General features: G+C 38.7%; 18 protein-coding genes. 5 read left to right on the top strand and 13 right to left on the bottom strand.

The features are described 5' to 3' along the window. Positions 1-35: 35 nt before the first annotated feature. The 12 genes from CWI32_RS15205 to CWI32_RS08310 form a co-directional block, all read right to left on the bottom strand. Positions 36-206, bottom strand: a complete 171-nt coding sequence (locus tag CWI32_RS15205; RefSeq protein WP_005096870.1) for a hypothetical protein — start codon at positions 204-206, stop codon at positions 36-38. A 184-nt stretch (positions 207-390) separates the two neighbouring features. Then, positions 391-1,260 (bottom strand): SDR family oxidoreductase, encoded by an 870-nt coding sequence (locus CWI32_RS08360; protein WP_074382801.1) that lies wholly within the window; start codon positions 1,258-1,260, stop codon positions 391-393. Between the two features lie 328 nt (positions 1,261-1,588). Beyond that, positions 1,589-2,365 (bottom strand): OmpA family protein, encoded by a 777-nt coding sequence (locus tag CWI32_RS08355; RefSeq protein WP_100535095.1) that lies wholly within the window; start codon positions 2,363-2,365, stop codon positions 1,589-1,591. 89 nt (positions 2,366-2,454) lie between these two features. Continuing rightward, positions 2,455-6,282 (bottom strand): type VI secretion system membrane subunit TssM, encoded by a 3,828-nt coding sequence (tssM, locus tag CWI32_RS08350; protein ID WP_100535094.1) that lies wholly within the window; start codon positions 6,280-6,282, stop codon positions 2,455-2,457. A gap of 31 nt (positions 6,283-6,313) precedes the next feature. Then, positions 6,314-7,756, bottom strand: a complete 1,443-nt coding sequence (locus CWI32_RS08345) for a hypothetical protein (protein WP_005096865.1) — start codon at positions 7,754-7,756, stop codon at positions 6,314-6,316. Next, the gene (gene tssG / locus CWI32_RS08340) at positions 7,753-8,748 is read right to left on the bottom strand and encodes a type VI secretion system baseplate subunit TssG (RefSeq protein ID WP_100354989.1); all 996 of its coding nucleotides are present in this window, start codon (positions 8,746-8,748) and stop codon (positions 7,753-7,755) included. Before tssG ends, CWI32_RS08345 begins: the two co-directional genes overlap by 4 nt. Further along, positions 8,712-10,517 (bottom strand): type VI secretion system baseplate subunit TssF, encoded by a 1,806-nt coding sequence (gene tssF / locus CWI32_RS08335; protein ID WP_100535093.1) that lies wholly within the window; start codon positions 10,515-10,517, stop codon positions 8,712-8,714. The genes tssG and tssF overlap by 37 nt, the downstream gene beginning before the upstream one ends. Next, complete coding sequence (tssE, locus tag CWI32_RS08330; RefSeq protein ID WP_005096862.1) at positions 10,514-11,005, bottom strand: type VI secretion system baseplate subunit TssE; 492 nt, start codon at positions 11,003-11,005, stop codon at positions 10,514-10,516. The genes tssF and tssE overlap by 4 nt, the downstream gene beginning before the upstream one ends. A gap of 78 nt (positions 11,006-11,083) precedes the next feature. Next, positions 11,084-11,587 (bottom strand): Hcp family type VI secretion system effector, encoded by a 504-nt coding sequence (locus tag CWI32_RS08325; protein WP_005096861.1) that lies wholly within the window; start codon positions 11,585-11,587, stop codon positions 11,084-11,086. Positions 11,588-11,639: 52 nt separating this feature from the next. Continuing rightward, positions 11,640-13,121: a type VI secretion system contractile sheath large subunit gene (gene tssC, locus CWI32_RS08320; RefSeq protein WP_005096859.1), complete on the bottom strand. Its 1,482-nt coding sequence runs from the start codon at positions 13,119-13,121 to the stop codon at positions 11,640-11,642. Continuing rightward, positions 13,108-13,617: a type VI secretion system contractile sheath small subunit gene (gene tssB, locus CWI32_RS08315; RefSeq protein WP_034608519.1), complete on the bottom strand. Its 510-nt coding sequence runs from the start codon at positions 13,615-13,617 to the stop codon at positions 13,108-13,110. The genes tssC and tssB overlap by 14 nt, the downstream gene beginning before the upstream one ends. A gap of 14 nt (positions 13,618-13,631) precedes the next feature. Then, complete coding sequence (locus tag CWI32_RS08310) at positions 13,632-14,315, bottom strand: hypothetical protein (protein WP_100328652.1); 684 nt, start codon at positions 14,313-14,315, stop codon at positions 13,632-13,634. 347 nt (positions 14,316-14,662) lie between these two features. On the opposite strand from CWI32_RS08310, the gene tssH reads away from it, so the two are divergent. From tssH to CWI32_RS08285, 5 genes are all read left to right on the top strand, one after another. Continuing rightward, positions 14,663-17,329: a type VI secretion system ATPase TssH gene (gene tssH, locus CWI32_RS08305; RefSeq protein ID WP_100535092.1), complete on the top strand. Its 2,667-nt coding sequence runs from the start codon at positions 14,663-14,665 to the stop codon at positions 17,327-17,329. Positions 17,330-17,375: 46 nt separating this feature from the next. After that, entirely contained in the window at positions 17,376-18,485 is a 1,110-nt protein-coding gene (tssA, locus tag CWI32_RS08300) for a type VI secretion system protein TssA (protein ID WP_100535091.1), read from the top strand. An 8-nt stretch (positions 18,486-18,493) separates the two neighbouring features. After that, on the top strand, positions 18,494-19,858 hold the full coding sequence (gene tssK / locus CWI32_RS08295; protein WP_074383166.1) for a type VI secretion system baseplate subunit TssK: 1,365 nt from the start codon (positions 18,494-18,496) through the stop codon (positions 19,856-19,858). A gap of 8 nt (positions 19,859-19,866) precedes the next feature. Further along, positions 19,867-20,679 carry a type IVB secretion system protein IcmH/DotU gene (gene icmH, locus CWI32_RS08290; RefSeq protein ID WP_074383165.1) on the top strand — a complete coding sequence of 271 codons (813 nt, stop codon included), beginning with the start codon at positions 19,867-19,869 and terminating at the stop codon, positions 20,677-20,679. Positions 20,680-20,846: 167 nt separating this feature from the next. Then, positions 20,847-21,803, top strand: coding sequence for a M15 family metallopeptidase (locus tag CWI32_RS08285; protein ID WP_171304334.1), 957 nt, complete (start codon positions 20,847-20,849; stop codon positions 21,801-21,803). Positions 21,804-21,810: 7 nt separating this feature from the next. On the opposite strand, the gene CWI32_RS08280 is transcribed toward CWI32_RS08285, so the two are convergent. After that, positions 21,811-22,572 carry an alpha/beta fold hydrolase gene (locus tag CWI32_RS08280; protein ID WP_100535089.1) on the bottom strand — a complete coding sequence of 254 codons (762 nt, stop codon included), beginning with the start codon at positions 22,570-22,572 and terminating at the stop codon, positions 21,811-21,813. Positions 22,573-23,226: the final 654 nt, after the last annotated feature.

Below are 23,226 nucleotides of genomic sequence, written 5' to 3'. Positions count from 1 at the left end.
CTTTCAACATAGGATTTTACCCTAACTTACTATTATTAATGGGATTTTTTCCTTTTCTTGCCACCGCCATCTTGCTTGTTGACAGTAGACCAGGCAATACGTTCGGCTTCCTCCTCAGAATGACCGCGTTCTTTTTCGCTTTCTTCAATATGTTCGGCCTGCCGTTTTTGTTTATCGGTATAGGCTGATTTGTCACCTCTAGGCATATTGCTGTCCTCATCAAGGTTGGCTGAAATTACTATAACAATGACCTGTTTCTATGGCGGTAAATATCTGTCATGTATTTGTTGAAATTATTTTATAAAACCAGCATCTTTTAAGTGATAGAAAACCTGAAGAATAAATGAATGAAGATAACGGTTCTCACTGACTGTTATCTTCAAATTCTAATTAACCGTTAATGATACTGCCTCCATTAACATGAATGACTTGACCGGAAATATAACTGGCTTCTTCACTCGCTAGAAATAAATACGCTGGTGCGACTTCACTAGGCTGGCCCATCCGACCCATGGGTGTCTGTTTACCGAACTCTTTGAGCTGTTCTTCATCAAAACTGCTTGGAATGAGGGGAGTCCAGATGGGGCCGGGTGCTACGCCGTTGACCCGGATCCCGGTTTTATTTTTTAACAAACTGGTGGAAAGACTGCGGGTAAATGTGGTGATGGCACCTTTGGTACTTGAATAATCAATCAGTTCATCATGTCCATGATAACTGGTAATACTGGTGGTATTAATAATGCTGTCACCTTCTTGCATGTGCGGAATCACAGCCTGAGTCAAGTGAAACATCGACAGAATATTCACATTAAAGGTCTTAAAAAGTTGCTCAGGAGAAATATCGCTAATACTTTTTTGCGGATATTGAACCCCGGCATTATTGACCAGAATATTAATGGTTTTAAATTCCTGAAGCGTCTGCTCAACCATTTTCTTGATTTCATCTTGATCTTGTAAATCACACTTGATCAGTAAACAACGCCGTCCTGCATCCTCTACCATCTTTCTGGTATCTTGAGCATCCTGATCTTCATCCAGATAACAAATCACAATATCAGCACCTTCACGGGCAAACAAGACCGAGACTGACCGACCTATACCGCTATCGCCACCTGTGATCAGGGCGATTTTACTTTTAAGTTTATCGCTACCTTTATAATTCGGTTTGATGACTTCCGGTGCAGGATCCATTTTGGTTTGCACACCAGGTTGATGATCTTGAGTTTCAGTTGAAGCAGGGGTTTCAGGATAGTTATTCATGTTTTCCCTTTTTCTGTACAAAGTTTAGAAATATCTTAGAGGCTTTCTAGCTTTATGCATTCGGTCTCAACATTTAATAACAGAATGCATTCGAGATTTATCAATTATTCATAGAGCTGTGATTGACATGATTTTAAGTAAAACTAGATACCGCCATTGTCTAAATCTTAATAGAACAGAATACCGCCTATGGTTTACAGCATTCTATTTTTCACATTTTGAGCAATCATTTATATTAAAGTATCATGCACTCAATTTAACATAATATACATTATACGAAATCAATCTGTAAGCCACAAATAGATATGTTGCTCAAGCAACCTAAGCTTTAAAGCACTTCAAATTCAATCCTGCGATTTTTCTTACGACCTTCAGCTGTTAAATTATCAGCTATAGGTTGAGTTGATCCTAAACCATCAACACTTAAATTTTCAGCTGCTATATTTTTACTGATTAAATAATTCTTTACGGCTTCTGCGCGCTGTTGACTCAGTACTATATTTTTGTTGGCATCACCGGAACTATCAGTATGTCCAATAATCCGTACCTTCTTTCCGCTCACCTTATTTAAAGCTATGACCATTTCATCCAGAATCTTTGCACCGGACGCTGCCAGTACCGCACTACCAGATTCAAACTCAACAATGCGATTCTTTAATACCGCATCAATAATCTGCTGTTCTGCCTGATTTACAGTGAGCTGTGCATTTAAATGATAATTTGCTGGTATTAAACCTTGAAACTTTTTAGTAGTGATATCCATTTCATGAAGATTCAAAACCTTACCAATCAACTGAATATTAGACCCTTTGACCGTTAATTTACCTTGTTTTACCTTTTTAAGATCATCATTAATCACCTTATTTACCGCATTCGACCATCCAATTGGTGCTGTCACTTGACGGATCTGAATGCGATTTATCACATTTTTCTGGCCATAAGTTGCATAGAGTTTATTCAAAATTTCCTGTTGTGTGCTTTCATTCGGTACAACACCTTCAACAATAATGGATTGGGCCTGTACGCCGCCGCCTAAACATATAGATAATAAAATTATGATTTTATTTATATAATTCAATTTTAAGCAGGTTTTTTTTATTTTCATTTCAGGTTTCTACCCCATGTGTTTTTTATAGTTTAATATCGTGAGTTAAGCTCATCTGACATTTATTTATTTATTTTGGATTAAAAAGATCATGGCGTCGTCGCTCCTGTTTTTCCTACCGGAAGCATAGATGTTTGATTTATTTGTCCAGACACCGCAGTACGCTGTGCAGCGACCACACGTACCGATTTATTCGAGACGATCTGATCTACCAGTTGCAAATTGCTATAATTTGGCTGACCTCCGATAGAACTTGAATTATTACCACTCACCAGCCGGAAATGGGTCTTCACAAATAGTTCAGGATGATCTTCGCTGCGCCACACCATTTCAAAAATATTGCCTTTTTGAGTACGTTGTGCATTATCAATCATGCGGTTGATGCCATATTCACCTGGTTCATCAAATATGGTATGGGTCTTCCCTTCCAGATCGATTACTGTGATTCGAGCGCCCGGAATGGTGCCAGGATTTGGCCAGATAAAATTCACCCATTGTTGAACACCATTTTCAAATAGCATTCTTTGTCCATCAATATCAATGGTATACGCTAGTAAGTGAGACTGTTCTAAGGGATAAAACTGAAAATTAGATTGATTGAGGTTCACGGTTTTTGAATTGGTATGGTTTAACTCTCCAGTCGCCAGACCATGTACCGGTGCGACATAATTCTGAAAACTTGCAATAAAGGCAGGATTTAGACTAATGCCTAAATCTTGCCAGGTTTTTGAAGTCAGACTATAGCCGCGACGGATCACCAGAGGATCCAGATGCTCTTTGACAAAACGTGCAATACTGCCATTTTCACCAAAAATCTGATTAATTTCCTGAGAGCTTGCCTGCAAACTGGCCTGACTGCTAAACGGATATTTTTGTGCCAAATTTCCACTAAATGGTTGATAGGCCTGTATCTGCCATAATTTATTCATTTCAGCCTGGGCCGGAATCATCAGGCTTTCAAAGGAACGTGTCAGCGGCACACTCAATAATTTTTTAATCAGCTGTTGATCCAGCTCATTGCTTCCCACCGACATTTTTTCATCGACAAATTTCTGTGTGATATTAAAGATAGAGTTCTGCTCATCAATGGTTTGTTTGACTAAGATCATGCTGGCAGGACCAATATCGCCAGAACTTTTTAAATCATTGAAACGGCTTCGAACCTTGGCCATGGACTGCATATACTCATCTAGCAGCGACCGGTTCTGCAGATCGTCTCGCGAGCGTACAATCTGATAAAACAACTGAAAATCTTTAGAAATCACGCCATGAGATAAATGTGATGCAGAATTCTGTGCCAGTTTCACATCATCACGTTGCAATACTTTACGTTTAAACCAGGCAATAAAACCTTTTTGTGGAACTGCCAATTCAGCTTGCACCACAGGATTATCCCAGCTGGTTTCTTGTGCTACACGTTGAATGACCTTGCGGATGGGTGAGTTTTCTGGCTCACCCAGAATATCAATCTGACGGGTATGCTGATTAAAATCGGTTGTCTTGGCATAATGAATTGCATTTAAAAATTTACGCCATTCACTGATATATTCTTTTTTATACATTTCAGTCAGCTGGCGTCGAATTTGTTCCGGACTCCCACTGAAACTCAGGTCATCTGATTGGATGGTATTCAATACCCAGTCTTTGCTTTCGGTTGAGCTTTGAGCTGCCGTATCTATGGCATGTTGTACATAATCATTCCAGGCTTGATAGCTATAAAAACCGGGTAAGGCATAACTTCCCAACATTATTGTTTGAGCACTTTCCCCTACCATCTGCTTGATGGTTAAGGCTGGAAAACGTACCGAAGCCCGCATTTTAATTTCGTTATACACACGGTCACGTGCGGATACGCCTGTCGTCAGTGCTGACAAAACCTGACGGGTCTGTTCCACCAGAACAGTATCAGGATTAAGCAGAGGAAATGAACTTGAACCTGTCAAAGTCATGGCATAGCTGAGTAATTGTTCGGCCTTTTGCAACATTTCGGTACGTGGCTGTTGCCCCTGATGCTGATCAAGCCAGTTTCGCCAGAACCGTGTCAGCTGGTCACTCAAATGACTTGAATCTATATATTGGCGGTTGCTCAACATCAAATAAGTCTTAAGCGCATTATAGGCATCTTGTGGATTTTGGTCTGATGGCGCTAAGGCCAGTTGTTGAACTTGTGCAACCGGCTGAACTTGTACATTGATATGATTTTCTTTTAAAGTCGCCGAATGCTGTTTTACCCGTTGTAGATATTCCGCAATACTCTGCTGGGTAGGCTGCAAGATTAATTGCTCAATTCCTTTCAAATATTCAGCTTGCAGTTTTTCCCGGATCTGATGCCCTTGATACAGACCAAAACGATACTTGAATGGAAGCCTTTGATCAAATTGATCCAACTGTTGTAAATGCGCTTGCAGGATTAATAATGCATCCGTTTGTGTGGCCAGTTCAGTTCCTGACTGTTGCTGCATCAGCACCACCTTATTCAGGTCAGCCTGAACCTCAGCCATTAACTGCTGGTTATTCCGATAAGACCATATCCACATACTCAGTACAATTGATACTGTGAGTAAAGCCCCGGTAAAAGCCATAAAGCGCTGACGTTTTCGTGCCGGATTAATATGCTGCTTTACCAGATGCTTATCTTTAAGGATGACCTCAGAAAATAGGCTTTTCAGGAAATAACCTTGATTCTGGGATGTTGATGGAGTGGATAGCGCAATTTCATCATCACTGCGAATCAGATGAAAATCCTTAGCAATCTGTTTTGTCATTGGACTTTCAATCTGGCCTTCCTGTAAGGCACTGGTAAAATAAAAGCCACGAAAAACCGGTTTAAATTGGTAAGGATTTTCCTGAAACAAGGTTGCAATAAAGGTCTTGAATACTGGTTTAAGACTCTTAAATTCCAAAGGAAAGGTCATCACGCTGGGTGATATCTGCTGCGAATGACGACGGGTTAAGTGGGTCGTACTTACATTTTTGAGTCCGTCATATAAAATACTGAAATGCTTTTCAAACAACTGAACAGCATTTTCACTGGAAGCTGGTTCATAGGCCAAGGTGGCACCCCAAACCTGATCAAATTCCTGCTCATGATAACAATCAAAAAACTCCGTGAATCCGGCAATCAGATCCATCTTGGAAAATACCAGATAAACCGGAGCAAATACCTCTAGACGTTCAGTCAGATCCTGTATACGCGCCCGCAGACTTTTGGCCAGTTGCATATACTTCTCCGGACTTTGGTTGACCAGTTCGGCCACACTGACCATCACAATCAATCCATTCACTGGGGCTTTAGCACGATTTTTCTTGAGAATATTCAAAAATCCCAGCCATTCCGGATGGTCTTCAGGATAGACCGAATACCGCCCAGCGGTATCCAGCAACACACCCTGTGTTGAAAAAAACCAGTTACAGTTTCGAGTTCCATTGAGCCCGGCAGATCGCATTTTCTGATGGGTTGCTTCAAATGGAAAGCGTAGACCTGAATGATAAATGGCAGAACTTTTCCCTGCTTCAGGATGACCAATCACCATATACCAAGGCAGTTCATAGAGTGCAGCATTAGCCTTGCAATCGCCCAGTTTAGATTTACGAATCAGCTGGATGGACTCTTTGACCTGTTGACTGATCAACTGAAGTTCTACTTTATTATTCTTGCTTTCAGCCTCGGTATTTTGAGCTAAGGCCGTTGCAATTTTTTCGTCCTGTTTAGCAGACCGATAACGCTGGATAAATGCATAAATCCCCCAACCTATTAAAATAGCAGCATAGACCAACAGTAAAATCCAGAAGACTCGATCAGCGACCGTATTCTTCATGGAAATAATGACCACTAAAAAAGATAAGGCCATCATCGCTTTAGGATTACCAATGTACTGCCAGACATAGCCCAAGACGGTATAAAATAGTGTATTCACGGTTATCTCTTATTTTAATTTTTATAAATAGTTAAGCGACTAATGTGCTTTGATTGAGTTGATCATTTTTTGTATTGGTAAAATATAAATAGGTAGATTCTTGTTGTAGGCCATAGGTTATTGTAATGACATTGTCTACTAGATGTGCTGACAACATCGCGGCAAAAACGGTGGCTAAATGCTGTGTATGCCCCAAATAAATTTTAGGATAAACAACATGATCTGGTTCGAAGTCAATATTTTCGAAACTTTTTTGTATTTTCTTCATTTTTTTGGAATGCGTGACTTCATCCAATACAACTAAAAAAGGTTGAGGCCATTCTAGCTGAGTAGAGAGATCAACTTGATGCTGAGCCAGATATTCCTGCAAATGCGTGACATGCTTAGCTACTTGCAGGGTCTGCAACGGGATCATTCCTTCAATTTCTAACTCAGGCGCAGCTAGACACCAGCTGGCAGCATATTCTGACGCAATATAGTGTTCATTTTGCCAAAGTTGATCATTGAGATAGTCCTGATCAATTTCAGAATCTGCCACGATGATAAGACTGGCCTCATGGGATTGCCCTGCGCTCTCTTGTATTAAATTCAACCAGTTGGAATAAGCACGATCAGCTGGCAAGAAATGCAACTGGAGATGAATCTGAGCAGGAATTATTGAATATTGCTGCTCAATCTGGCTTAAGAGTTGTTTCTGATATATTTCATTCCAATCATCAATCAAATGATCGGCTAACAAAATATGAAGATTCAATCGATTTAAGCGAACGACTGGTGCGGTAGTAAGAGGTGTAATGTGACTCTCATCTTCTTGGTAATTTTTCTGTCTCCATCCCGGATGCATTCGATATTGATAAGCCAGCTCCTGATCATAAAATAATGCAGAATGTTTTAACTGTCTTGATATTAAGCTCAGGCTTTCCTGATGCTGCTCCAGTTGATCTTGAATGAGGTGTTGAATCCGCCGTCCACTTAAGCTTGTCATTATTCCTTGCTCAGTCTGGTCTTTTTCGAGCAATGAATCTATGGCATGAATACGATATGCCAATAGCGGCAGACCAAAATAATTCAGCAATTTGGGGTCTAATTCTGGACTACTAAACTGCATCATTTTCTCTAAAATTTCTGCATTTTCACCAAAACTGTGCCAAGCCGCAGCTGAAAAAATATTAAGGGGGTAATCTTCAATCGGCTTTAAGGTTTCTTTTGTATTTTCAGAATCTTGCTGCCGTATTTGAGCCAATGAATTTGCTTGATCCTGCTGCTTTTGTTTTCTTTGCTGATACTTTTTTAGCGCTTTATAGATCAAATAAGGTGTAAATAACAGCAGGCAAAGTAGTAAAGGTAAAATACCGAAATACAATGTCAACTCTATATTGGATGGATCGTACTGAATGTCTCTCCAGTAATAAATGACAAGACCACTCGTAAGCACAAATAAGCCTACAAAAGTCTGAATGACAGGCTTGATCATGACAGGCTTCCTATCAGGCTATAACAAGTTTGCGTATTATGTGTCGCCTGATTGGCCAGCAATACCGCCCCTTTTGCCAAACCCATAGGATTCGCTTGTCCGAGCTGGACTGAACATAATTCATCTTTTTCTAGAATCAGCCGGAGATCTACCAATAAGGTTGGGCTACACCAGATTTGAAGAATCTTTTTTAATTTGACACTATGGATCCCTTCAGATAAAAAATTCAGATAGTCTTCACGTTTTAATGGGCCGATTTCAATTTCAATTTTTTCATCAATTTGCTCAAGTCTTTCGCCACAAAAACTATTGATTCCCAGCCGAACCGGTCGTGATTCTCCCAAACAGCTTCTTTGCTGTTCATTAAGCTGAAAGGTTTCTGGAATGAACTCATTGATCTGAAAGTTAAACTTAAAGATACAGGACAGGACGCTGTTTAAGGCATAATGTGTATTATTTTGACCCTGCATCAAACCTGAAAATTCAGCAAAATAATCATCTATATTCTGCTGTTCATGCTGCTGACTCATATAGCCACTCAAAGCATGTAGCAGGTTCAGATAATGATTTTCCTGCTCAATTTCATAGCGTAAGGCTAAGTGATAATTCAGACAGGCATCGACATATTGTGCAGTAAGCTTATGATTGAATAATCCCAGAAAATGCAAGCTTTCTTCTCGTTGTGCCCGTGTGCCCTGTTTAATTTTATCCGTATAGATATAAGGCAATTCTCCCAGAATACCAGTTAGCCCAACAATTAAATTGGTCATCTGCACTTTCTTATCTTGAGTTTGTAGTGATTCAATTTCAGAGACTGGAAAATTAAGATTCAGTGAACTGATAAATTGAAAGGCTTTACTCCATTCCTGCTCGTTTTTCTGTTCAGGCGCATGCCTTAATAATCGCGTGGCTTGAATAAATTCAAAGCTGGTCGGTTGCTGATAAAGCCGGTCAACTACAGAAGCCTTTTGCCACCAATCTGCTGTACGCATTGGTATAACTCCTGTTTTGATTTTGAATCAATAACGTGCATGTCTACATAACTATTCATCTGAACCTTTAAATTAAAGAGATGATTTAAAACCTGCACAAATATATAGAGACTAGCTCCCCGAAATATTTCGGTATCAATTTGAATTTCAACTTTGACACCACGTACAAATAGTGGAAACGGTTTATGCTCACGCAGTTTCTGCGTCAGGGAAAATTGTACAGTCTGAATTGAGTTAATAATGAGGCGATTTTCTTTGGATTGTGGCAAGTTATAAAGTTCAAGTAATTCTTTAATATAGCTGACCGCATCCCCTTGCATTAAAGATAGATTATTTAATGATAAGTGTGAAATAATCCGCCACTGTTCCTGCAGTTTTTGATCAAAATAATAAGGTAAATTAGGTCTTTTGACTAAGGTCACCTTCCGCATCAAGCTACTGTCATTTAAAGATAAGGTGTTTTGATCTTTATGGTAACTTTCATAAGGCAGATCCCGATTACAGCATAGTAACTGGATACTGACAAAGTCAGATGAAATTTGATGCGGTTCTAAAGATCTTGAAATAATGGAATATTTTAGTCCTGTACGGTTATTATTGTCCTCAGGGAGTAGATGATAATAAAACTGCCCATCTGCCTGATGATAATGACTCATAGCAAAAAAAGGTAAGACTGAACAAATCATCTGATTTTTTTCATTTTTTTCTCGTAATATATTCATCTCAGTGATTGCATAGACCTGAAAATATTCAGGATGATGGATATCACTTATGAGTGAATACTCAAGGCGTTGATAATCAATTTTCTGTGGTTCAGCCTGTTTAGGGAACAAATTCACTATGGGAGTTGCAAATAATTTGAAATTGGCGCTATTTAATTCTGAATAGTTTCGGATCATTGCCTGATCATTCAGATTCATTTTAAAGTGAATCTTTAATTCAAATTCTGTAGTTTCTATATTCAGGTTTTTTAGAAAATTCAGATTCAAATCAAGAAAATTAAATTTCTCTGGAAAGCAAAAATACTCAATTAATAAACGATAAGCATGGTGAGTATGCTGATCGATTGGTAATACACTTTCTGTCTCAGTAAAACCCTGCAACTCAAATGGATTTTCAATATCAATCTTTTGGGTCTGTGTGTTTATAGAAAAACGGGTCTCGGGTTTAAAAATACAATCCAGTACTTGCAAGGGGAGATTGGAAATTGCATCAAGATAAATCGGCAGTTTTTGTTGGTCTAGCAGTCGTTGCTGCTGGTTAAAAATCTCGAAACCAAAGATTAGAGTTGCGTTCTGATTTAAATGAATATGTGCCGAAGCATGTGTTTTAAAACTGAGCGATTTTAATCCGATGGGTAATAGTTCAACCTGTTTTACCGTACGATATTCGCATTGTACTCCACGGGTACTTTTTGATTTTAGTATAGTTTTTTTAGGAATCTGCTGGCTACTTTTAAGCTGTCGGATTTTATTGCAATCCTCAAAACTGACCACTGAACATGCTGGAAAAGGTTTCAGATACTGCGGAAACATCACCTCAAAAATAGAGCGAGTGAATACCTCGTAGCTGTCATGTAACTTTTTATCAATGCGGGCGGAAATGAGTGAAAATGCCTGAATCAATCGTTCAATATGCGGGTCATCAATTTGCTCCTGATTGAGAGCAAGACGTTGAGCAATTTTCGGATATTTTTTGGCAAATTCTCGTGATTGTTGTCCGAATTCCTGTAATTGTTTTTCATAATACGGTAATAATTCTTCAATCACAGCACACCTGCTGATGTTCTAGGCAAAATCACGTATTGTTGTGTTGTGGGGTTGAGAAAAGCATCAAAAATCACCGGCTCATAGAGTGGATAAATATTTAAATAAGCTTGGATACTCAAACACAAGCTCCCCATATTCTGCTCATCTACCAGCATCTCTACATTAACTTGTTTTAAACGTAGTTCATGAACATGAATAGACTGCTCAATAGAACGGCAGATTTTGTCCCGATCCAGTGGATTCGCCGTTGAAAGACCGACAAAATCTATAATGCCAAATTGAAGAATGGAACCTTTGACCTGATCATAGCGATCAACCCTGCCCTCCAGATTAGCCATGCGGCTATTTAATAGATCTTCCAGATCAGTAGCGACTGATTCTCTTAAGGCCTGCAAAGAAAGCCCTTGTACACTCATTAGGTTCTGAGGCAAGAGACGGTCAAATAATGTTGTTCTAAATCCGTAAGGATGGAGCTGATCCAAATTCATATTGTTATTTTCTAATTTTATTTATTATTTTAAATATTCTGAGAGAGGCTGATCAGGATCAGCCTCTAAAGGAGCAAATTATGCTGCATAAGATGCAGTGTTATTTGCCAATGACCATTTCTTGGTCACTGCACCTTTTTGCGTGCCATTAATATCCTGTTGATTATAAGTCCATTCAACTGCTGCATATTTCAGACCAAAAGCTTCTGTTGGAACACCTTCTTGATTCACTACTGGAGTCACTTGTGAAACCAACACATGTTTTAATTTAATTTGTAGATATTTAATGCGTTTATCGCCATTCGCTCGATAAAAATCGATTTGTACTTCATCAAAGGTATAACCTGCTGAACATGCTTCCCAAAGTTTTGGGCTGGTTGCATCCAGATCTTTCATAAAAATCATGTCAGAATGTTCAACCCGTTCTGCAGTATGACCACCTACACTGGAAGAGGTTGCCGATTTTGGCTGGCGAATATTGTGAGACCAAGAGTTCACTTCTAACCAGCTTTTATGTTCTGAATCACGAGATTCACCATCGACTTTATATTTGCCTCGAAATTGGACGTAAATATCTTTCATTTTTAATAATTTTCCTATTGTTATAAACGTTATTATAATTTTGCCAACAGCTTTAATTGCTTGACTGCGGCAGCTCAGTGACCAGTCGCAAAGAGACAGACAACTCGTCTAGCTGAAAGTGTGGTCTCAAAAAGACCACAGACTTGTAGTGTCCAGGTTTTGCCGGATTTTCTACAACTTTGATAGAAGCCTCACGTAGTGGATACTGTGCTTTGGCTTCCTGTGAAGCGCCGTCATCCAAGAGTACATATTGAGACAGCCAATCATTTAGAAATGCTTCGACATTTCCTGCTGATGCAAAGCTTCCCACCTTGTCACGCATCATGGCTTTTAAATAATGGGCGATACGTGAAACTGCCATAATATATTGAATTTGACTTGATAATGCAGAATTGGCATTGGCCAGGTCATTTGCATATTTCTTTGGTTTTTGTGTAGATTGAGCGCCGAAAAAGGCAGCATAATCCGTATTTTTACAATGTACCAACGGAATAAATCCAAGATCACTGAGTTCTTTTTCACGACGATCTGTAATGGCAATTTCCGTCGGACATTTAAAAATGACTTCCCCATCATTGGTTTTAAATGTATGTACTGGCAGACCTTCGACCAGACCGCCACCTTCAACACCACGAATTGCCGCACACCAGCCATGCATGTCAAAGGCATTGGTTAACCGTGTACCCAGAGCATAAGCAGCATTCATCCAGAGGTATTCATTGTGATTTTTACCGGAAACATCTTCCACGTAGTTAAAGCCTGCTGTCGCAGTACCTTCTTTCGGATGATAAGGTAAACGGCCTAATACTCGCGGAATGGTCAATGCCATATAACGGGCATCGTCACTTTCTCTGAATGAACGCCATTGTACATATTCAGCTGTTTCAAAGATTTTGGACACATCGCGTGGACGATCGATGTCGGTAAAAGCTTCCAGTCCAAACATTGAAGGACTTGCCGCAGAGATAAATGGTGCATGTGCGGCGGCTGCCACATGTGAAATCTGCTCTAGCAGATACAGGTCTGACGGTGTGCGATCAAATTCAAAATCGCCAATTAAAGTGGCATAAGGCGCTCCACCAAAAGAACCATATTCTTCTTCATATATTTTTTTAAATAATGTACTTTGATCAAAGTCAGTTGCACTCTGAAAATCTTTAACCAGTTCTTTTTTAGTGGTATTCAGCATGCGAATCTTGATTAAAGAATGTGATGGCGTTTCCTGACAAAAATAGTATAGTCCACGCCAAGTAGATTCGATTTTTTGAAACTGTTCGTGATGCATAACCTTACTGAGCTGAGTCGAAATTAAGGCATCAATTTCTGCAATACGTTTATCTAAAGCCAGTGTCATATTTTCAGAGACTATAATCGTACCGGCCATAACCTCCTTGGCCAATTCACCAATCAGGCTTTTAGCACGTTCATGTTCCTCTTCTGTACGGGCAATTCGACTACGTTCAACGATAGAATCCAGAACCGAGTATTCCTGAATAGATACATCTGGGACAATTGCAGCATTAGAATGATTCACTGTCTGCCTCCACACTCATTTTCTGAATTTGGTCAGTATTTTTTAAAACTTCATCCAGCAAATCTTCCAGGCGTTCATTATTGGAAATCTTATTGCGCAAATCAGTTAAACGTTCTCTTGCTTCAACCAGTTTTCGCAAAGGTTCAACCTGTTGTACTACCTGTTCCGGCAGGAAATCATCCATAGCATGGAACATCAGATCTACCGAAATTTTTCCGCCCTCTTCGGTCAAACTATTGTCCACCTGAAAACTGGCACGGGGTGCTAAGGACTGCATTACCTCATCAATATTTTCGAGGTCTACATTGATAAATTTTTTATCTTTAAGCTTGCTGCTTTTCAGTTCAGAGGCTGCTGAAAAGTCTCCCAACACCCCGACCACAAATGGCAACTCTTTGACTTCACGGCCATCCCCGACTTCGACATCGTAGGTCAATTGCACACGCGGCGGCCGAATGCGTTGTAATTTTTTTTGTACACTTTCACGCTTAGCCATCATGATTTTCCTTGTTAATTATTTTTTAATGATCCAAATGGATTGGTAGTGAGGCCATGGGTTTGAGTGCTTATATTTTCTGGTTTCTTATTGTTCATGGCTGCTGTATTCACTTTCGTATTATTACTCGATGTTTTATTTTTCTTTAGATTAACATTTTGTTTTAGCGTAGTATTTGCCTTGGTTTTTATCTGTTTTGATTTCGAATTCAACGCTGTATGGGATGAAGATTCAGAAAATTTCGGTGCGGGTTGTGCCAGATAAATATGTTCAGTCAGTGATTTGGCTTGCGGATAGGTAAATTCGTTTAAAGCACGAACTTCTGTACTACGCATCTGCTCTAAACTTCCGGCAGAGATTCCAATACCGGCCAAAAAACCAAGATCAGTCAAATCCTGATGATGGTAATTCTGCTGATGTAATTGCTCGATTAAATTCAATGCCTTCAGGTTATATCCTAGTTCGACATAGCGCTTGGCGATTTGGGTATTGAGTTGATGCTGTAGCGGAATATTTTTCTTCACCGATTTGTCGCAAAGCTGCTGATATAAACCGATCAGTGCTAAATCAGTAACATCCTTTGCCTGTGGATAGGCCTTGATACATGATCGATTTAATTCTGCAGCGTGGGTTTGAGCAAAACATAGCTGTGCCATTCCTGAGATGAGCAATACGATAAAACTTAAATTGTTTTTCAAAGTGAGCCTCATTTTTTGTTGTTTTTTATTTTTGAATATTAAAAAATGATTTTTCTATTCTTATAATTTAAAAATCGTGATGTGGATTTAACAAAAAATGATCACAAAAAGTCAATACGAAAATGAGTTTTAGTTAAAAAATTTATGTAATTTGCTAAAATTGCTAAATTCCGATCAATGAATGCAGACTTTTTATTAGATTTGAGTAGAATATGCCAAAAATAGTGCGTCAAAATATTTTGACAGCCTATAGATAAACTTAAACAAATAAAAATTAAACTTAATAATAAGAATCATATAGCTATAAATTCCCAAAATATCAGGCTATATATTGAAAAGAGAAAAATATGAGTAATTTAAAAATTTTGATTACAAAATTATCCGAACATGCGCGCCTCTACCTTGAAAAATCGGCGAACTCCTGCATTAAAAATCAAAATTATGAAATCGAAATTGAGCATTTTTTCTTAGAATTGCTACAACAAAATGAATTAAATGATATAAAGTTCTTGCTGAAAAAATATAAAATTGATGAAGATAATCTGATTAATGAGCTTCGTCTGAGTATTCAACAACTGAATAAAGGGAATTCTCGCACTCCTATCTTTGCTAAATCAATTATTCGTGTATTAGAACAAGCCTGGCTTTTGGCTTCAGCAGAAAAAAATACGATGATCCGGAGTGGACATTTACTGGTTGCTTTGCTTACTGCACCGGATCTATATCAAGTTGCGATTCGTGCCTCTGCATTATTTGAGCTATTTCCAATTGATAGCATGAAGCACCAATTTTTAGAGCACTGTAAGCAAAGTATTGAAAGCCCAGATCATACTCATTGCAGCAACATACAAGAAAATTCACCCGTTCAACAGCCAGAATTTAATAAAACCCCAGCACTCGATCAATACACAATAAATTTAACTGAAAAAGCGCGCCTAGGCCAGATTGATCCAGTGATTGGTCGTGAATTCGAAATCCGCTTGATGCTAGATATACTGATGCGCCGTCGTCAAAACAATCCTATTCTTACTGGCGAGCCAGGAGTAGGAAAGACTGCCGTTGTAGAAGGACTGGCACTTAAAATTGCTACCCATCAAGTACCTGATCCACTTAAAAATGTAGAGCTGCATATGTTGGATCTTGGATTATTACAAGCGGGTGCCAGTGTCAAAGGTGAATTTGAAAATCGACTCAAACAAATCATTCAGGAAGTTCAGTCTTGTCGTTATCCTATTATCTTATTTATTGATGAAGCCCATACCCTGATTGGTGCTGGAGGTCAAGCGGGTCAGAATGATGCAGCCAATCTGTTAAAACCGGCTTTGGCACGTGGTGAACTACGCACCATTGCAGCGACGACTTGGGCTGAGTACAAACAATATTTTGAAAAAGATGCTGCGCTTAGTCGGCGTTTCCAGGTCGTGAAAGTAGAAGAACCGACTGAAGAAGTGGCTATCGACATGTTACGGGCCATGATTCCGGTCATGACTCAGCATTTTCAGCTGCACATTGATGATGAAGCCATTATTGCTGCGGTACGTAATTCGCATCGTTATATCAGTGGACGGCAATTACCAGATAAAGCCATTAGTGTTTTGGATACGGCAGCAGCACGGGTGGCTTTGAGCCAAAATTCGCAACCGGTCAAGTTAGACCAGTTACAGGCACAATTACATAATTCTCAACTGGAATATGGCCTTTTACACAAAGAGCATCAAGATCCCCTGATGCATCAAGAGCGTTTAATTAAATTATCAGAAAAAATTTCCAACTTAGAACAGGAAATTTCACAGCTGAGATGCCAATGGCAGCAAGAACTGGAGCTAATTCAGCAAATCAAATCCTTACAGGCTCAATCTGAACAGAGTGAGAAGCAGAATCAAATAAAAACATTACGCCGGCATTTAGCCCAGATTCAGGATCAAGATCCATTGGTCTTTGAAGGTGTGAACACGCTTATCATTAACCAAATCATTTCAGACTGGACTGGAATTCCGGTAGGAAAAATGATGAATAATGAGATCCAGCAAGTATTAACGCTCCAAGATAAATTATCACAACGTGTCATGGGCCAGGATGATGCATTACAACAGCTGGTACAAGGCATTAAAACGTCTAAAGCTCAACTGGATGATCCGAACAAACCGCAAGCTGTGTTTTTGTTAGTTGGCCCAAGTGGTGTAGGAAAAACTGAAACTGCCCTCGCCTTGGCGCAGGAATTATATGGTGGTGAGTCACATCTGATTACGGTGAATATGTCAGAATATCAGGAAGCTCATACTGTATCTTCCTTAAAGGGTGCGCCTCCAGGTTATGTCGGCTACGGTCAAGGAGGCGTATTGACGGAAGCTGTGCGCCGTAATCCATATAGCGTAGTTTTACTGGATGAAATCGAAAAAGCGCATACTGATGTGCAGGAGTTATTTTATCAGGTCTTTGACAAAGGAATGCTGGAAGATGGCGAAGGCCGACTAATCGATTTTAAAAACACTACGATTCTGCTGACGTCGAATGTGGGTTCCAGTGCCATGATGCAGGCTTGTTTAAATCAACCTAGGGAAAACTGGCCAGATGCCAATACTTTGATAGATCAATTAAAACCAAGCTTATATCAGCAATTTAAACCGGCCTTTCTAGGACGTATGCAGATCGTGCCTTATTATCCTTTGCACGATGAACTGTTAATCCGGATTATTCAGCATAAACTAGCAAAGATTATCCAACGCATCCAGCAGCAATATGCCATGCAAGTTACTTATAATGAAGACGTGCTTGAACTACTACTCAGCCGCTGTACTGAAGTTGATAGCGGTGCACGTAATATTGATCATATTTTAAATGCTTCCATATTGCCTGCTTTGGCTACAGAAATACTCATGGCCATGAGTGAAGAAAAGCTGCCTAAATTAATTCATATTGATGTCCAGCAAGATGAAATCCTTTACAGTGTAGATCCAAAAATTAAAACAGTTAAAAAATTTCGTTTTAAAAGCAATACAGCTGATGTTGTATGATCAGATTAAATAATAAAAACAAATAAATATAAGAATGGGTATAGAAATGACACTGAAATTTGAATATTTATTGCAAGGAATTTCCATTGAACAGCCATGTGGTGTGGATTGTTCATTTTCAAATGATTTTCATGCGATTAAAAAAGCCAAAACTTGGGATGATCCCCTATTGGATCAAGGTGACTGGATCGCTGAACCCAAACAAGCGGATTGGCAATTTGTGAATGACAAAATAATTGAATTATTGTACGAAAAAACCAAGGATATTCGATTATATACTTGGCTCATTCAGGCATGGAGTCATCTATATGGTTTTGAAGGTATTGCTCGAGGATTAGAACTAAGCCAAAAAAGTCTGAGGCGCTACTGGTTAGAGATACATCCTGTTATTGAAGAGGATAATCTTGATCAGCGTTTGGGTTTGTTGCAAGGTTTGATTGCGCAATTCCCTAGGCTAATGAAACAGATTCCTTTGGTCAGCTCCGCACCTTTTTATAGTTTAAGTACATATGAAGCACTTTTACATCAGCGCAATATGCAGCTAAAACAACAGGATTATTCTTCTGAAAATGATCCTGTTCAGGACTTGGAATATTTTGAGCAACTATTGCTAAATACTGACAAATCTATACTGAGCCGAAATAATCAATATCTTTTGGAGATTCAGACAGAGTGGCAGAAACTTAAAACCACTTTGGATCAACTGTTGGGTCTGGATGCACCAAGTTTTGCAGCCACAGACTCTCAGCTCGAAGCAATATTCACCAGTATCAAGCGAATCTATAAAATCGAAACATTTGCGCAACCTTCCGAAATAATATTAGATCAGGTGAACTCACCACAACCTCATACTTCGGAAGCAGTTGTGATGAATATCTCACATGTAAATTCAAATCTGCAAAAATTTCAGCCCCACGCCCAAAACCATTTGGCCAATCGTCAACAGGCAATGCAGTTATTACAAGAGATTGCTCAGTATTTTCAGATCAATGAACCACATAGCCCAGTGAGCTATATGCTACAAAAAACAATTAAATGGAGTCAGCTGCCCTTACATGAATGGCTGGCTCAAGTCATTAAAAATGAGAATCCTGTAGAGCATGTCCATGAATTACTGGGTGTACATACCAATAATGAATCAAAGAATGAATGGTAAATATTAAAATGTTCAGAGCAGAAAAAGTACTTTGGGGCGAAGGTCTATTTTTAAGACCGCAACATTTTCAATTACAAGATGCTTATCATGAGCAACGTTTGAGTCATATGATTCGTGCGACATTTCCTTTTGCTCATGGAATTCAGTCCATCCAATTTGATGAAGCACAGTTCAATATGCACATACTGGCATTAAGTAAAATTGAAATGATTTGGCAGGATGGTGAAATTTATCAGGCACCAGCACAGGATTTATTACCGGAACCCGTGCAACTGGATGCTTTAAACCTGCATGGAGAGATGCAGGTTTATTTGGCTTTACCGATGCTACAACCGAATAAACAAAATGTAAGTCATGCCGAAAGTACTCAGGCTGGCCGCTATCACTCGCAGTTAATTTCAACCCACGACTTATTTACCGATGCAACGACTGCAGAAATCACCCTGTTACGCCGTCGTGCTGAATTTAAGCTATTTGAACTCGGACAAATACCTCAACAGCATCTGGATGGCTATTTATATATCCCAGTTGCTCAAATCAAGAGACAAAGTTCAGGAAATTTTATTCTCAATCATAAGTTTATTCCTCCCATTCTACATATCCAGGCATGTGAGTATCTGCTAGACAATTTAAAGCGAAGCTTAAATATCATTCGAGCCAAAATTAAGACGATTCAATCCAATAACCGTGAAAATGAACAGAAATTGATTGAATTTCGCTCGGGAGATATTGTCTCTTTCTGGCTGGTAAATGCCTTAAATACAGCCCATGCAAGCTTGAACCATATTTTGCAGTATCCGCAAATTCATCCGGAGCGACTATATGCGGAACTGCTACGACTTACTGGATCTTTACTCACCTTCTCGACTGCTTATGAGATTGATCAACTGCCACAGTATCAACACCATCAACTTTACGACAGCTTTAATCAGCTGGATATTATTCTCAGAGATTTACTCGATACGATTATCTCGAATCGCTATATCAGTATCAGTTTAAAAGAAACACGTCCATCCTATTGGATTGGGAGTCTAGAAACAGACAAAATCAGCCGAAATACCAGGTTATATCTGGCTGTATCGAGTAGCGTAATGCCAGCGCATAATCTGATTGCGCATGTTCCGGTCCGTTTTAAGGTCGGCAGTACCATCGATGTTGAACAACGTGTAATTGCAGCTTTGCCTGCTGTGCCAGTGCAGCATCTTATGCAGGTTCCTACGGCAATTCCGGTACGATCCGGTGTTCATTATTTTGAGATCGAACCAAATAATGAACTGTATCAGCGTATGCTGGATTCAGAAGCAATTTGTGTTTATATCCCGAATGGGTTTCAGGATATTGCGATTGAACTCATTGCGGTTATGAATGGATGAATATTCAAATGAATACAATCACAAATAATCCTTCTTCACTGTTTGAAGAGGATCAGAACGGAATCGGCGATATAGCAAGACAATCTATCGAAACCAATATCTCATACGGGGCAAGTTTGCTAGATTTATTGCATGATGGTTTTTATATCATTTTTCTTATAAAAAATAAATACATACCTGCTGATATAGAATTATTCCGTGAGAAAGTTTTGCAGATGCTCAGCCGATTTGAAAGCCAGGCACGTAAGGTACAATTTTTAGCTGAAGATATTCAAGATGCCAAATATGCCTATTGTGCTTTACTGGACGAAACGATTGTCACACAACAGGATGAGCGCTTTTTTGATTTGCAGAATTCCTGGATGTTGAGCCCGTTGCAATTAAGTCTGTTTGGTTCACAACTGGCTGGCTATCAGTTCTTTGAATATCTGGAAAACATCCGTCATAAAGACAAGGATCGACTGGCAGTATTAGAGGTTTATCATTACTGTCTATTATTAGGCTTTCAGGGAAAATACCGGATTGAATCGATTGAACATTTGAATAGTTTGGTGGCTCGAGTCGGAGATCAGATTGATTATCTCAAAGTCAAGAAAACGACCTTTTCTCCTTTTTCCGCGCTTCCCGATCAAATCAGACATATAATTCATCGAGAATTACCATTTTTCTGGATTCTAATTTTCCTGTTTTTATTTGCAGTATTCAGCTTTGTCGCTTTTAAATATGTTTTATCGACAGAACAAATAACTATTTTTACTCAATATCAGAATCTGATTAGCGCTCCTGCTGAGCAAGCTTATATTACGATTCATTTACCCTAATTAAATTTTTCAGATCAATACCATGAAAGCTCATAAAAATAAAAACTTAAAAGTATTTACTTCAGAAAAATTGAATGCAATCTTTGCAAAGAATTGCGCCGTTGTACAATTTATATCGCTTAAGAAAAGACTGGGTTGGAATCTGAACTAGATCAAGTATTTCACTTATGATTTTTATCATATTGAGTAGCTTCACCCTAATGAGCTTGGTAATGTTCGCCCTGCTGTCCTATGAATTTAGACGAAGGATACAGGGTGTTTTTCTCAGATTTATTCCGCAAAGCAAACAGCAATTGACTCAAGCAATACATTTTTCACGTAAATTTTATCGGGCAGCCTCGCCTGAACATCTGCATTCTCATTGGTATGTGCAGCAGTGGTGGATTTTGATTACCGGATTAATATTATTTGGCAGTATTTTGCTACTCGCTTTTACCCAGCCCTTAACTGCCAGAAAATTTGAATCTGAATATTTAAGGAAAGTTGATCCACAAATTTATGCTCTTTTGGATGGGCAAATGTTGACGGCTCCGCCTGAAGTTGCTGACCACCTCATTATAGAAGCTCTTCAACAAGAGCATTTTCCAGATCATCCGGCTATTTCAGCACAAAGCTTTAATTCAAATCTTAAAGATATTTATAGACCAGCAATGTATACACATTTAGATATCAGTACAGCAGACCGTAAATGGCATAAGATGAATCCACGATTTAAGCAACGTTTACTGATGGTATTTAAAATCATGAAAGAACAGCATGATTATGAGCTGGTTTTACTTGAAGGCTATCGGAGTCCGGAACGGCAAAATTCGTTGGCAACAGATAGTAATATTACCAAGGCCAAAGGCTTTCAGAGTTATCATCAATTTGGATTGGCTGCAGATATTGCCTTTAAACGGCATGGCAAAGTAGTCATTACAGAACGTGATCCCTGGGCCATGCGCGGTTATGAGTTATATGGTCAGGTCGCTGAATCGGTAGGTTTGACCTGGGGCGGCCGCTGGAAATCCATTAAAGATTTCGGACATACTGAATATCGTATGCCCGGTTTAAAGAAAACTGCTGAGATGGCACATCAACTGATCCATGAAGGTCAATTACAGGTACATACATTACAGCCTTAAATATTACTTAATTAACAAAGGCTTGCATGTATTTAATGACTTCATCTGGTTTTTCACCATGTAGCCAATGACCGGTATTTTCAATAACTTCAATTTTTGCCTGAGAAAACTGTTCATTAATTGCTGCAAAATGTTCTGGTTTTGAGATATAAAAAGAATCACCACCACGCAGAAATAAGGCTGGCCGATTAATTTTTTCGACCTTTTCCCAAGCCATAATATCTGGATAATGATCAAATAAAGCCTGAACATTAAACAGCCACTGCCCTTTATTAAAGGATTTTAATAAAAATTGAATCACCATTTCTTCATGAAGATATTTACGCATAATTTTTGCTGCTTCCAGTCGTGAAGCAACATTTTCTTGCTGTACTGCAAATAAGGCTTTAAAAATTTCAGCATGATGACTTTCATGATATTGGATCGGTGTAATATCAAGCACGACGAGTTTTTCAGTCTGTTCACGAGCTAAATCTGCCAGTTTCATAGCAATTTTCCCACCCATAGAATGTCCAACAACGACAAACTTATGAACATTTAAACTGGATAAAGTTTCCAATACATCTTCTGCCATGAGCTGATAGTTAATATCAGAGCTATGACCAGAAAGACCATGATTACGCACATCAATTTGGATCGCGGTTCTCTGTTCAGAAAAATGTCGAGCCAATACTCCTAAATTACTCAAACTACCAAATAAACCATGAATAAAGATCATTGGAGATACTGTTGAAGTTTCATGATGGTGTAATTGATAGTTAAGGATCATTTGAGAATTCCGTGATTTCTTGATTTAAATGTTAATAGTGGGTTGATATTGAAAATTAATCAATTGCCAAATTTTTAAAATAAAAATCTGCTTAGGCTATTTGTAGCAGGTTGATCAATTTTGCTTAGGCTAAATTTATCATCAGATTAAAAGTGTTCAAAGCTTAATTATTAATTTGAATTAAAGAAAAATGCCCCATCAATATAAAGACGAGCTAATACATTTTTAAAATAGCCTTGGGATTAAGAGAAATCGCACCCATATTTTATTTTTAATTTCAGAATAAGGATGATACTAGAACAAATAGATTACCCTTCCACTACTTTTTCAAAGTTAGCCCATCATTTTGTATAACAGAAATTTGTAAATACACTCCTTTTTTCGTTTTAGAGCATGTAATAAATTAACAGCGAGATCTGCTGCTAAAATATATAAAATACTTAGGCTATTTTATAAATACAACAGGATTAGTTTTGTAGCATAAATATAAGATATAACTTCACTACCCTGCTTGGAATACCATTCATTTATGTATGAAGACAAAATTCACGCTATTCGTTATGAAGTCATTTCTATAATGCTTATGTGTGACATGATCAAGCAACAATATTATGCAGTATTAAAAGATCTCTCGACAAAGCTTAGAAAAATATT

It is taken from the genome of Acinetobacter pseudolwoffii (assembly GCF_002803605.1).
GTDB lineage: Bacteria > Pseudomonadota > Gammaproteobacteria > Pseudomonadales > Moraxellaceae > Acinetobacter > Acinetobacter pseudolwoffii.
This window is presented reverse-complemented; position numbering and strand designations above follow the sequence as displayed.